Origin of the sequence: Lentibacillus sp. (assembly GCF_035301675.1) — a bacterium.
Classification (GTDB): Bacteria; Bacillota; Bacilli; order Bacillales; family Amphibacillaceae; genus Lentibacillus.
In genome coordinates this window covers 1-12,696 of the sequence record NZ_DATGTT010000063.1, presented here as the reverse complement: position 1 = coordinate 12,696, position 12,696 = coordinate 1, and the positions used below count along the sequence as shown (strand labels likewise).

The 12,696-nt window shown below is 40.4% G+C and carries 15 protein-coding genes and 1 pseudogene; 4 read left to right on the top strand and 12 right to left on the bottom strand.

Going from position 1 to position 12,696, the window contains the following annotated elements:
* Window positions 1-6 precede the first annotated feature (6 nt).
* On the bottom strand, window positions 7-954 hold the full coding sequence (locus tag VK097_RS11115; protein WP_324211871.1) for a DHH family phosphoesterase: 948 nt from the start codon (window positions 952-954) through the stop codon (window positions 7-9).
* A gap of 126 nt (window positions 955-1,080) precedes the next feature.
* On the opposite strand from VK097_RS11115, the gene VK097_RS11110 reads away from it, so the two are divergent.
* Window positions 1,081-1,371, top strand: a complete 291-nt coding sequence (locus VK097_RS11110) for a YtpI family protein (RefSeq protein WP_324211870.1) — start codon at window positions 1,081-1,083, stop codon at window positions 1,369-1,371.
* Window positions 1,372-1,437: 66 nt separating this feature from the next.
* Here the strand turns inward: VK097_RS11110 and VK097_RS11105 are convergent, their stop codons facing one another.
* The 5 genes from VK097_RS11105 to VK097_RS11085 all read right to left on the bottom strand — a co-directional run bounded on the left by VK097_RS11105 (window position 1,438) and on the right by VK097_RS11085 (window position 5,976).
* A complete protein-coding gene (locus VK097_RS11105) occupies window positions 1,438-2,745 on the bottom strand; it encodes a DRTGG domain-containing protein (RefSeq protein ID WP_324211869.1) in 1,308 nt (435 codons plus the stop codon).
* 79 nt (window positions 2,746-2,824) lie between these two features.
* Window positions 2,825-3,046, bottom strand: coding sequence for a hypothetical protein (locus VK097_RS11100; RefSeq protein ID WP_324211868.1), 222 nt, complete (start codon window positions 3,044-3,046; stop codon window positions 2,825-2,827).
* A 77-nt stretch (window positions 3,047-3,123) separates the two neighbouring features.
* Window positions 3,124-3,870, bottom strand: a complete 747-nt coding sequence (locus VK097_RS11095; protein WP_324211897.1) for a prepilin peptidase — start codon at window positions 3,868-3,870, stop codon at window positions 3,124-3,126.
* A gap of 586 nt (window positions 3,871-4,456) precedes the next feature.
* The gene (locus VK097_RS11090; RefSeq protein ID WP_324211867.1) at window positions 4,457-5,137 is read right to left on the bottom strand and encodes a metal-dependent hydrolase; all 681 of its coding nucleotides are present in this window, start codon (window positions 5,135-5,137) and stop codon (window positions 4,457-4,459) included.
* Between the two features lie 167 nt (window positions 5,138-5,304).
* Complete coding sequence (locus VK097_RS11085) at window positions 5,305-5,976, bottom strand: PspA/IM30 family protein (protein WP_324211866.1); 672 nt, start codon at window positions 5,974-5,976, stop codon at window positions 5,305-5,307.
* A gap of 219 nt (window positions 5,977-6,195) precedes the next feature.
* On the opposite strand from VK097_RS11085, the gene VK097_RS11080 reads away from it, so the two are divergent.
* The gene (locus tag VK097_RS11080; RefSeq protein ID WP_324211865.1) at window positions 6,196-7,293 is read left to right on the top strand and encodes a M24 family metallopeptidase; all 1,098 of its coding nucleotides are present in this window, start codon (window positions 6,196-6,198) and stop codon (window positions 7,291-7,293) included.
* A gap of 322 nt (window positions 7,294-7,615) precedes the next feature.
* On the opposite strand, the gene VK097_RS11075 is transcribed toward VK097_RS11080, so the two are convergent.
* The 6 genes and pseudogenes from VK097_RS11075 to VK097_RS11065 all read right to left on the bottom strand — a co-directional run bounded on the left by VK097_RS11075 (window position 7,616) and on the right by VK097_RS11065 (window position 11,190).
* Window positions 7,616-7,834, bottom strand: coding sequence for a VOC family protein (locus tag VK097_RS11075; RefSeq protein ID WP_324211864.1), 219 nt, complete (start codon window positions 7,832-7,834; stop codon window positions 7,616-7,618).
* A gap of 99 nt (window positions 7,835-7,933) precedes the next feature.
* Window positions 7,934-8,008: pseudogene (locus VK097_RS15535) on the bottom strand (YdeJ family lipoprotein); the annotation flags it as partial.
* Window positions 8,009-8,957: 949 nt separating this feature from the next.
* Window positions 8,958-9,200 (bottom strand): DoxX-related protein, encoded by a 243-nt coding sequence (locus VK097_RS15530; RefSeq protein WP_491713025.1) that lies wholly within the window; start codon window positions 9,198-9,200, stop codon window positions 8,958-8,960.
* Window positions 9,104-9,421 carry a GNAT family N-acetyltransferase gene (locus VK097_RS15440; protein WP_414672178.1) on the bottom strand — a complete coding sequence of 106 codons (318 nt, stop codon included), beginning with the start codon at window positions 9,419-9,421 and terminating at the stop codon, window positions 9,104-9,106. Before VK097_RS15440 ends, VK097_RS15530 begins: the two co-directional genes overlap by 97 nt.
* 61 nt (window positions 9,422-9,482) lie before the next feature.
* Window positions 9,483-9,614: a hypothetical protein gene (locus VK097_RS11070; protein WP_324211863.1), complete on the bottom strand. Its 132-nt coding sequence runs from the start codon at window positions 9,612-9,614 to the stop codon at window positions 9,483-9,485.
* A gap of 565 nt (window positions 9,615-10,179) precedes the next feature.
* Complete coding sequence (locus tag VK097_RS11065) at window positions 10,180-11,190, bottom strand: DUF3231 family protein (protein ID WP_324211862.1); 1,011 nt, start codon at window positions 11,188-11,190, stop codon at window positions 10,180-10,182.
* A 209-nt stretch (window positions 11,191-11,399) separates the two neighbouring features.
* Between VK097_RS11065 and VK097_RS11060 the strand changes: the two genes are divergently transcribed.
* Window positions 11,400-12,407 carry a DUF3231 family protein gene (locus tag VK097_RS11060; RefSeq protein ID WP_324211861.1) on the top strand — a complete coding sequence of 336 codons (1,008 nt, stop codon included), beginning with the start codon at window positions 11,400-11,402 and terminating at the stop codon, window positions 12,405-12,407.
* A 41-nt stretch (window positions 12,408-12,448) separates the two neighbouring features.
* On the top strand, window positions 12,449-12,696 hold a 248-nt coding region (locus VK097_RS11055), incomplete at its 3' end, for a hypothetical protein (protein ID WP_324211860.1).

Below are 12,696 nucleotides of genomic sequence, written 5' to 3'. Positions count from 1 at the left end.
CTCTTTTCACGCTTTATAATTCAAACATACTTGATTAAGATCCTTGATCACCTTATCTGTTTCTTCCCAGGTCTCGACAGTGGCTCCCGAAGCCATTGGATGTCCCCCGCCATTATATTTGGCGGCAATTTCATTAATGGCCGGTCCTTTTGAACGAAGACGCACCCGGATAATATCTTCTTCTTCAATAAATAATACCCAGGCCTTGATACCTTCAATATTGCCCAGAACTCCTACAAGCTGACCGGTTTCATTCGGGCTGACCCTGTACTTATCCATCAGCTCCTTTGTCAATTTAACCGTACTCAATCCAGAGCCGGAAAGCTCAAATTGTTGCAGAATATAACCCTGTAGTTTCGCAATATTCTCTTTTATATTATAGATGCCGTCATAAAGATTTGGACGGTCAAAATTATACGTCACAAGTTCAGCGGCGTGCTGAAATGTTTTCTTGGTTGTGCTTGGGAATAAAAATCGTCCGGTATCACCGACGATTCCGGCATAAATAAGGCGTGCTGCTTCATCACTGAAGACAAACCCGTCATTTTTTGCGTGTTGACACAGATCATAAATCATTTCGCAAGTCGAACTGGCACTCGTATCCACCCACATTACATCGCCATACGAATCAACTTCCGGATGGTGGTCGATTTTAATCAGTTTTTCGCCCATATTATACCGTTGATCATCTATACGGGCGGCATTAGCCGTATCACAGGCGATCACAAGCGCACCTTTATATGTATGATCGTCAATCCCATCCATCGATGCGAGAAAATCCAGGGATGAATCCCCTTCCCCAGCAATATAGACGTTTTTATCCGGAAATGATCGCCTTATGATTTCTTTAAGGCCTGCCTGCGAACCAACCGCATCCGGATCTGGACGCACATGCCGGTGGATGATAATCGTGTCATATGATTTGATTGTCTGAATAATGCATTGTATGCTCATTTAATTCTCCTGACTTTGTCACATTTAGTGGATCCTATCTCTTTTCTATCAACCAAAAAAAAGCTACAATATAATAAGACTTATTAATGACCATTTGAACAATCTCTATTAACAGGAGCAGATGAAATGATTATTTTTCCCATTGTTATCGTACTCTCACTCGTATTTTGGGTCTATTACAAAGTAGCCATCCTCAAAAGTGATGACGGGCTGACTCAAGCTTATTTTAACGCAAAATCCCGTATCTGTCTCGGAAGTTTTATCTTCTTTTTTGCCATTAATCAATATATATTTTATCAAACAAAGCTGTCTTTATTTATCGGTATCGTTTTTTTATTTTTCGGCAGCATGAATTTGTATGTTGGATTGAAAGAAACCAAACATTATCGTCAGGAATGGGAACGGCTGAATGCATAGTGAAACATCATAGAAGAGCAATCCTGGAATCGGCGATACAGCCGATTCCTTTTTTGATAGTGCTGCTTAACGGTCAATTAACTGGGCCATCAGCAGTCCCTTTCCGACCATTTTTTTGCCGTTGAAGACCTCGATATCCATTTTGGCATAAATACGTCCGGCTTCCATCAGTTTTGGCTTGATGGTCAGATCGCTGTCAATCTGTACCGGCTTTAAATAATAGAGCGTCAGATTTTCTACGACAAGATCACCTTTTTTATAGTGTCGCAGCAGCTGACTGCTTGCTTCCGTCATTAGCGCTGTGAACACTCCATTGGAAAGGGTCCCGAGCTGGTTTGTCATTTGCGGTGTCACATGCGTATGAAAAACTGTCTGATCCTCTTCTGCAGGAACTACATTGCTTGCAACGATATCATCAATTGTTTCGCCGGTATGCGGCTGACGCTGAGTTTGCTGTAATGCCTTCAGAACGTCCTGACGTGACACCACACCAATCAGCCTGTAGGAGGAATCAACAACCGGAACCAGTTCAATCCCTTCCCATACCATTATATGGGCAGCATAAGCCAGAGAGGTTCTTTCCTGTACGGTTATTGGATTCCGAGTCATAATTTTTTCAACGAGCAGGCTTTTGTCTTTTTCAATCAGGTCCTTTGATGTAATCATCCCGGCTACCCGTTCTTTTGCATCGACGACCGGATACCTTGTATGGGCAGATTGCTCGTTCAGCTCATACCAGCGTTCCAGTTTATCTTTTGTATATAAATACAATGATTCATTGTAAGGTGTATAAATATCGCCCACCGTTACAACATCCTTCTTGATCATCTGGTCATAAATCGCCCGGTTGATCATTGCAGCGACCGTAAATGTATCATAGCTTGTCGACATTATCGGCAGTTGTTTTTCATCTGCCAGCCGTTTAATATCATCGTTTGTATCAAAACCGCCCGTAATTAAGACAGCAGCCCCTTCATTTAATGCCAATTCATGTGCCTTCACCCGGTTACCGACAATCAACAGTGACCCTGCTTCGGTATATCGCATCATAGCTTCAAGCTGCATCGCACCGATGACAAATTTATTCAATGTTTTATGCAATCCCTCACGACCGCCCAATACTTGTCCATCCACGATTTTAATGACTTCCGCATATGTCAGCCGTTCAAAATTCTCCTTCTTCTTCCGCTCAATTCGGATTGTCCCCACGCGCTCAATCGTACTGACAATCCCCTGATTTTCAGCATCTTTTATAGCTCGATAGGCAGTCCCTTCACTCACATTCAACGTTTTGGCAATTTGCCTGACCGAAATTTTATGCCCGATTTCCAGCGATAAAATATGCCGCAAAATTTGTTCATGTTTAGTTGCCATCCGGTTCACCGACTTTCAAACTGTACTAATAATTATACTTACCATTAATTATACAGTTGATACAGTTAAACCTCAATGGTTAAGCTTGCTGACGCCGCCTTGTACTTTCCTGTTCCATAACAGGAGGCTCTGTCATTTGTAAAAGTGTAGCAAAATTTGCCCCGACCACGAGAATAAAAAATCCGAGCCATGCTCCCCAAAACAGAAATGCTTCCGGTGTGACAGCACTGGGTATAACAGGCCAAGCAACATACAGGAAAAAACCTGCCATAAGCAAACGCAATATCGCATAATGCTGCAAATCAATCCCTCCTTTGGTGTTAATCTATGAGATAGACTGGATGTACAGAACTTTCCGGGAGTGAATCTTTCATTTCTTTACAGCAAGCCTGTAAAATACCAGTTTATTAAAGAATCACTATAGAAATAAGTTACCACCGCCGCAGCCACAATATACGGGCCGAACGGAACCGGCTGTTTCCGGTCAATAACCTTAAAAAGAAGCAATCCAAGTCCAATAACAGCGCCAATCGCGCAGGAAAGAAATAAAGTCAGGAATGTTTTCTCCAGTCCCAGGACTATGCCCAAGAGACCAAACAGTTTCATATCTCCTGCTCCCATACCGCCGCGGCTTACGAGAATGATCACCGCCAGAATCAGCACACCGGTCAGAGCTCCGGCAATGGGAGACCACCACGGTTCAAGCGGCTGAATAACACGCATTATGATAAATAAAGGCAAAAAGAAAAGCAGGATTTTATTAGGAATCAGCATATATCTTATATCTGAAACGAGAATAATCATCAACATTGAGATGAAGAACAACGCGGTCAACAGTTCCGGGGCCAGCCCTGTTTCAATATAGCAAAATGCAAATAACACACCGGTGATCAGCTCTATTGCCGGGTACAACAGTGAGATGTTTTCTTGACAGCAGCTACATTTCCCACGCTGAAGTATGTATGATAAGACCGGGATGAGTTCATACCATTTCAATTGGTGGCTGCATTGGGGACAAAAGGACCGGGTATTGACGAAGGGCTGCTTTTGAGGAATTCGCATTCCGACAACATTGAAAAATGAGCCAAAAATTAAACCCAGAAGGAAAAATAGCAGTATTAACATGGTATCCATAGCTGTGCTCCTTGATAAAATTTTAAAAATTAAAGTGCAGTTATATTATAGCATGTTCCGGAGCGTATGACTGGGGGAATTGACAGAAACTATGAAAATGGCATGATTAGCAGCAATAAGAGAATTAATTTGGAAGTTCTTATCGTTACTATAAGGGTAAACAACATCGAGAAGTGTATAATGGCTTACTAAATTTTCGAGTAGCCGCATTTAGCATCTTCTTTCATCTCCGGAAGCCTTGGAAATTATGAAGCTAATCGTGGAATGATCACATCAGGCTTTTGAAGTGGGATATGATAATTTTCGGCACACGCCGAAAATCAACATTATAAAATGATACATTGATTTTTAAACAGGGGCGCGCGATTTCTTGTGGACGTCGCGCGAAATCCCATGGGGGTCGCACGAAATCAGCCGGTCCTCGCACGATTTCGTGCCAACCTCGCGCGAATTGCTTTACCTCTTCTCCCCCATTTCCCAATCCCGCGCTAGGATCACAACAGTTATCCATAATCGTGGATTTTAATAGTACGCTAAACTATTAAAAAACGTGAGCGTCGATGCTCACGTTTTTTCTTTATAGATCTACTGAATCGCCTATTTTCATTGCGAGACCATTGCCGGTTTTAACTCTGGAAACAAATTCCTCGGGATCCTGTTCAATCACAGGGAATGTATTGTAATGGACAGGGACAACTGTCTTTGCATTAATCCAGTCTGTTGCAATCAATGCGTCTTCAGGTCCCATCGTGAAATTATCACCAATCGGGACAAAGGCAATATCAATATTATTCAGATCACCGATCAGCTTCAGATCACTGAACAATCCGGTATCGCCAACATGATAAATAGTCTTGCCATCAACTGTCAGTAGTATTCCACCCGGCATTCCAGTATAAATGATAGTGCCATCTTCTTCTGTAAAGGACGAGCCGTGAAATGCCTGAGTATATTTCACTTTTCCGAAATCGAATTCATGTGCCCCGCCAATATGCATATTGTGAGTGTTCAAGCCTTTGTTTCCAAGGTAATCGGCAAGTTCATTCGGGGCAACGACCAGTGAATCATTGCGTTTGGCAATTTCTTCGGTATCCCCAACATGATCGTTATGTCCATGTGTCAAAAGGATAACATCTGCCTCAACAGATCCTGCATCCAAATCACACGCTTCGTTTCCGGAAATAAACGGATCAATTAAAATGGTGTGCTTGTCTGTTTTAATGCGAACTACAGAATGTCCATGATAAGATACTTTCATGAATATCGCTCCTTTTGCAAAATAGTCTATACTCTATATATTCAATAGAGACACCGCTAATTCCTTTACCCGTTTTTGTATTTTTTATTCATACCGATTCAAGTTGCTCATTTAGAGAGGCTTGAGAAACTTTAGATCTTAACTTCTTACGACGAACGTGTTTCGAACTATTCTTTTCCCATTTTCTTCTTAAGCTCTGCCAGTTCATTGTCAACTTCACTATCGTTATTCAAATTGTCAAATTCCTCATCCAATGAACGGCTCTTGTGTGAAAGATCATCACTGGTATCGGCTTCTGCTTCATATTGCAGCACTTTTTCTTCCATCCGTTCGAAACCTTTTTTCGATTCATCACTTCCGATCGCCGACATGGTCCGATTCATTTTTGTTTTCGTCTTAGCAGACTCCGCTCGGGCCTGCAGTGAGTCTTTCTTCAATTTCATTTGCTGGTATTCTTTTTTCATTTCATCGAGTTTATCCCGTAACTCTTCGCTGTCTCTGCTCGCCCGCTCCCATGATTCCCACAGTAATTCGGCTTGTTTTTGATGTTCTGCTTTATCTTCAAGAGCCCGTTTAGCCAAGTCTTCATTATCCGCCTCAATTGCCTGCTCAGCCTGATTTTGGCGCTTCTCAACTTTGATCTGTGCATCGTCAGCTTTTCGTTTCAACATTTTTTCATTTGCCACTTGTTTGGCAACAGCAGATTCGACTTCCTGTATATCACTTTCCATATCCCTTATAAACTGATCGAGCATTTTCACCGGATCTTCCGCTTTATTCAGCATAGCATTCAGTTCAGAGCCTACAACAGTCGACACACGTTTAAAAAATTTAAACATGGGGGTATCCTCCTTATTTTTATTTTTCCACCTTACCATTTCATTTAAACTGTCATTGTCACGATTCTCCCGGTAATACGACTCTGATCCGAAAAGGTTTCATTGAATAATGTAAAACTTAATCAGTAACGGTATACCTCCAGTTACATGTGGGACAAACGACTTTTTAGGTACAGTTTGTTATACTGTACTATACCATCATAAATAGGAGTGCTTACAATGGCGGAAAGACTTAACACACTTTACAGCAAACTTGAACATAATGATCTGGACAGTATACTTGTCACATCCAGTTCCAATTTTTTTTACTTAAGCAACTATTACACAGACCCGCACGAACGTGTTATCGCTGTATATGTCAGCAGACATCATGACCCATTAATGATCATTCCAGCACTTGAGAAGGATGATGCCAAAAATGCTGGCTGGGAATATGACATGATTTCATATAGTGACAGTGAAAATCCGTGGGAACTGTTTTACCAATTCCTGAAACGTAACGATAGTATTCCGAAATCCATGGCAGTGGAGCAAAACCATCTGACAATGGAACGTTTCAGCCAGGTAAAATCAATGCTTTCGGATACAGAGTTCAGCGATGCACAGGAAATACTGGCCAATTTAAGGGTCATCAAGGATAAGCAGGAATATGCACGCCTAAAACAAGCTGCTGAACTTGCTGATTTCGGAATAAAGACAGGCATCGAAGCCATAAACAGCAATATGAGCGAATTGGAAATCATTGCAAAAATTGAATATGAACTGAAAAAGCAGGGCGTTCAGCAAATGTCCTTTTCAACAATGACTTTATCCGGTTCCAAAACTGCCTCACCGCATGGCACACCGTCCATGAAAAAGATTGAAAAGGGAGATCTTGTGCTATTTGATCTCGGGGTCGTTTTTGAAGGTTATTGTTCCGATATCACCCGGACAGTTGCGTATAAATCGATCAGCTCGGAGCAAGAAAATATTTACAACACCGTATTGGAAGCAGAGACAAAAGCAATTCAAGCTTCCCAAAACGGAACAGCAGTCGGCGACATTGACTTAGCTGCACGACGGCAAATTGAACAAGCCGGCTATGGCGATTTTTTTGTGCATCGCGTCGGGCACGGGATTGGGATTGAGACGCACGAATACCCATCGATGCACAGTCAAAACAAACTGGAACTTAAGAACGGCATGTGCTACACAGTTGAACCAGGAATTTACGTGCCGGGACAGGGCGGCGTACGAATTGAAGACATGATTTTCATGACTGACGATGGCGCTGAAACATTAACCAAATTTCCAAAAGAACTGCAAATTATTGATTAAAGCGGATTACCGAAAAAGCAGTCCCTGAAAAATCTAAGCAGTTCTCTTACCGTGGAGGAAACTTAGATATCAATATGATTGTTTTATTAAATAGCAACGTTTTTAGACCGTTATTAACAGGAAAATTAACTTGGACACATTAAATAACATTGCTTGCTTTGTGGTCCAGTCGTTAAAAATAAAACAGCTCAGTTTATATTTGACTGAGCTGTTTTATTTGATATTCCACAAGCGCGCCCTCGTATTGATCAATTATGCATTTCTGAGTTTAAAGAGAGCGATATCTGATTTCATGCTCTTTTCATTTCTTTATTCATATTTATTAGGAGATCAAGAATTTGCTTATCCAACGTTTAGCACTTTCAAGTGGTTCATCCTCCTTGACCTTGATCCCTTGATCGATTACCTGCCTCCGCAACGCTTCTAAGTTTTCCACATTGAATGCTGGATGTGCCTTATTAGCAGGAATAAAATCTTCTTGAATTCCTATATGAAGTTGATGTGCTCCGCATTGTAACCAAATACCACCACGTTTTGCCAAGTTTGAGCATAACTTGAATTTTCATAATTGTACTTATTTCATATTAATACCTATTTCCGGATAGTTGGCATCCGTTTTGTCGTCAGAATTGAGTGGCTAGCCGGCTGGAATATGTTCAACATTCAATTCACTTATATCTTGATTCTCTCCAAGCTGCAACCAAATTCGGGCATATATGGCAGCCGAATCAGGCAAAGAATACAGTATTGTGAAAGTATCAATTCCGAGTGAGACAATTTCTTATGGCAGATTTATCCCGCATGTAACGGGCAATAAGACCCGCACTTGAAGATTCGAGGTGGATCCAGGAAGGTTAAGTGGGAATCAGCTGCCCGTAAATGTCCGATTCATTCAACTAACATTCACTTTGTCCTCTTTCTGATAGGAGGTTTTTTATATTGACCAACCTAAAATTCTAGGATGTTATACGAATAAATGTAAAGGGAATTGAGAAACAAAGAAGTAGTCTTTGAAACACTTTTAATAGATTTTGAATGAAATTTATGGCACAATTAAAGTAAGATAAAAGTCTCATCGAAGTATATTAGCAAGAGTTATTTTTTAAGGAATATTTACAGTATAGAAGAAATAAAATGAAATTGGCTGTTTTTCGAAGCCGAAAGCGAGCCGCAAGCTGCCACTTGCGACCCGGACGGTTAAGAATAGAGAGTGCGGCGACTTCGAAAAGGGAACGGAAAAAAGTAATTACTTACACCTGAACTTCAAAAACGGCAGCGGAATTACTTTTTTCCATTCGAATCAACCATAAACAATACGAGCGTACCAAACATGAGCATTAACTCGAGTGTGCTGTCAATTGGTATCACGTACTCCAACCCCCTTCACATAAGGAATTTGAAGTCGCCAAGTACAAGAAGTCATTCTTCCACTGCCTTACCCAAGGCACACCCTAATATAACCTGTCCCTATCATTATACTACAGAGTAATTTGAAATACTTGTAATTTTCGGTAAAATGATGAAATATTCCTAATACATCTGTTAAATAGGTGTATGGAATCATTATATGTTTGCCTAACTTTTTTCATATATCTTCACTTGCTGCATTAGCTTGTACAAAATAGTATCCTAGACCTGTGCACTCTATCCTTTAGATATTCATATCAACAAGTAAAAACCCCCCCCTTCATATACAAATTCTTTTCACAGCCATGTACACATTTGCTGGAAAAACAGCAATCATAAAAAATTGCTAAGAGTTTCCTTGTAATATGTTGCCCTTTTTTCACCCAAAGCAAGACGGAATACATCATTTCAAAAACACCTGAGACCAGCACAATGGGCCGTCGTATGGGAAGTGTTTTCGGGACAATCTTACGGATGCCTCGTTCATGGACGAAATGCAATCACAACGTATTTCGATACGATTGGCTTGAAGATTCTTAAAAGCAAATTGAGTCACTCTGTCCACAGCTTCACTCATAAATCCCTGTCTAGAAGCAGATTGCCTAATCCAGTAACCAATCTCAAAGCGACGCACTTGCCAATCTATCCTTATCAGGCTGCAAGTACCTATGAACGTTCCAGAAAATTTATCTAGTATGTAAAAAGTGAAGGCGTCACGCAATAAAAAATTCGCCCGATGTTTACGAGCATTTGCTTCAGTCTCTTCGGTTTGTGGAATATGGTCAGCCCATTTCTAATTCAAAAGACTCTCTTATTGCCTTATTAACCATTACTCCATCGCCGCTCTGAGGTGCTCGCAATAAAAGTCTTTCGGTTTCAAACTGTTCCGGTATATCAAGAAGAATTGGATTCATGACCATGCCCCCGTAACTTTTAAATCTTCTCGACTTTTCTCCAGCACTTAAATTAATAACAATTATGTCAAATTCCCATCATTCGCACAATGAGCTATTCAAGAATCTGAGAAGTTAAAACAATAACAAGCTCAGCTTTTATTCCTGATCAATTCGGGCCCGTTTACTTAAACCATAATCAATACAAAAATTATAAAAACAATTACTGGGAGGATCATAATTGACCAGTTTAGGCATTGTAGCAACCATGTTTCCTTTATCTCCGGCGGCCAGTGGGGCAGATTGGCGATAAAAAGAGAGTTCTCGAATGGGGAGTAAAAAAGTATGTTTGGAAATAAATGAGAATCATTGAAAGGCATATAGCCTTTCCGACTTCTATATGCAATTATGACATTTCCAGGTGTAGCTCTGAAATAAAATCTGATTATACCTCATAACCCCATGTTTTACGGTAAATAAGAAAAAGTTTGCTCATTTTCTAACTATGGTAAAAACGGAATAAAAGAGGGACTTTATTTCAAAGCCACAACAAGCCTTAATATCCTTTACCTTTAAACTTAATGACTTATTTCTTCTTTGCCAGCTCATCCCGATCCAGTGCTCGAGGGGGCTCTTCCATCCATTCATTTTTAATCATAATTTTTGCTCCATCCTCAGCATATTTAAGGATTTCACCTGATAACCTGGTATATTGCGTGCCTAAGTCTCTTCTGGGAGACATTGACATACTTGTGCCATAAATCCCAACACTTAAACCAATTAAAACTGTGGTTAAGTACATCATAAACTTATCAGAAAACGTAAATGTAGTTGAATCTGCGACTTCTGTATTCCATGTCATAGGTACAGGTATATCATCCTCAACCAAAATGGAGCTAAAAACTTCACAATGCTTTTGGGCAATTTCTTTTCCCCTGACAAGAAACTGTCTTACTTCTTTAGACTGTGCAACCTGACTAAATCCAATCATGACTGCTGCGCCTAAGGCATTTCTTTGAAAATTCATGTTAAGATCTGTCATCTCTGTACCTGTTAATGGTCTTCTTTCCCCAAAATAACCAGCAAGGAAACTTTTACTTTTTACAAAATCATAACTTTCTGGTATGGGAAGGTTTGGCGTTCTTATAAAAATCCCTTTTGATAACAATAATTCCCTTATTTCTCTTAGTATTTCTGTGGCTTCCTGATGGCATTCAGCAAAAAAACTATAAACATCTGCCCTGACACCCAGTTGTATCCCAAGTGAATATGCTTGCAAAGTTATTCCTCCCATTGTATGGAGGTAATGCAAAATAAAAGTGTCCGAGTATAGTTTGGGGGCAGTTATATCAACATCTTCCTCCATGTTAAACCCATATGGTATAGGGTACCTTTCTCTGTTAAAAATTTCAGTTATTTTTTGAATATGTGACTGAGCTAACTTTAAGGAATGTTGAACAATAGGTCTTATTTCTTCATCCTCAACCTTAGCTAAAAAATATTGAAATTGACATACATTTGCACTTTCTTCCATGTATACTGTCCAAAGCTGTGAAATTTCTGCTGATGTCAGTTTGACATTTTTTTCAGGTTCCAATTATTTCCCCTCCAATAACTCCTGATGTTACTTTAGTCATCCCCAATAATTACCTGTGGTATGTATTAGCACTTTGCAAATAACTTATTTTCCCTTTCCCTTATGCATATTTTTGATTGTGTACTCAACATACGGGCCGTCTTGCGACGAATAATTTATATTGTGAGGCAGACAATAAAAACAAAAATATTTTTTGGAGGAATCGAATCATGGCAAACGAATCCACCGTGCAACTGACATCTGCTGAGCTATCGCAAATTTGGACATCCTACCAAAACGATACAGCATCCATATGTATCCTGAAATATTTTTTGAAAACGTGCGAAGATCCTGATACACATACCATTTTAGATCACGCTTTAAAATTGTCCGAGGCGCACGTCGCGAAACTGACGGCTATATTCAACGGGGAAGATTATCCGGTGCCCGCCGGATTTTCAGAAAACCAGGACTTAAATATCGAAGCACCAAGGCTATTTTCCGACCAGTATTTGCTCCATTTCATGTTTCAAATGTCACAAATATCACTTAATGCATACAGTGTTGCCAAGTCATTGGCTGTCAGATCCGATATTGATGCTTACTTTGCCGAATGTCTGCAAGAATCCACAGAATTAAACACGATGGCAAAACAGGCTTTACTTTCAAAAGGACTCTTTGTCCGCTCCCCTTACATCCCTTACCCAGAGAAAGTTGATTATGTCAAAAAGCAATCATTTATGACAGGGTGGTTTGGTGAAAGACGGCCGCTCTTGTCATTGGAGATCGCCAATCTGTTTGCCAATTTCCAGCGTAATTCTTTGGGGGTTGCGACATTGGTGGGATTTAGTCAAATTGCTCAGACCAAAAAGGTGGGCCAATTTTTTACACGAGGCAAGGAAATAGCCGATAAACATAATGAAATATTCGGTTCTATTTTGCGTGAGGATGATTTGCCTGTACCGATGACATCCGATACATTTGTGACTGAATCAAAGGTTCCGCCTTTTTCCGATAAAATGATGCTGTTTATCGTAACGGCACTGATCGGCCTAGGGATGGGCTATTACGGAACGAGTATTTCCACGAGTCTCAGACGTGATTTAACGGTTCATTACGACCGGTTTATTCACGAAATCCTGAAATACTCGGAAGACGGTGCTAACCTATTTATTGAACATGGATGGATGGAAGAACCTCCCCGCGCGAGTGACCGGGACGAACTGGCCAACAATTAAAATGAATACATGAAAGTTTTCTTCAACAAAATGGCCCGACAATGGCAAATTGGACGCTATCTATTATTCCGGAAGTGCGCCCGATTGAAGAAGATTATCTCTTAAGTTTTTTTCTGAAAAAGTTTGAACCAATCAATAATGCGATTCCTATAACAACCAAAGGAATTGAAAAGGAAGTGAGAAGTTCAGGTGTACCTGTAACATCTGAACTTGTTTCATTAAATGCAGCGCCAAAGGCAAAGGTCCACATTCCAGTGAATGCAATTACTTTTCCTGTTCGGTTAAACCT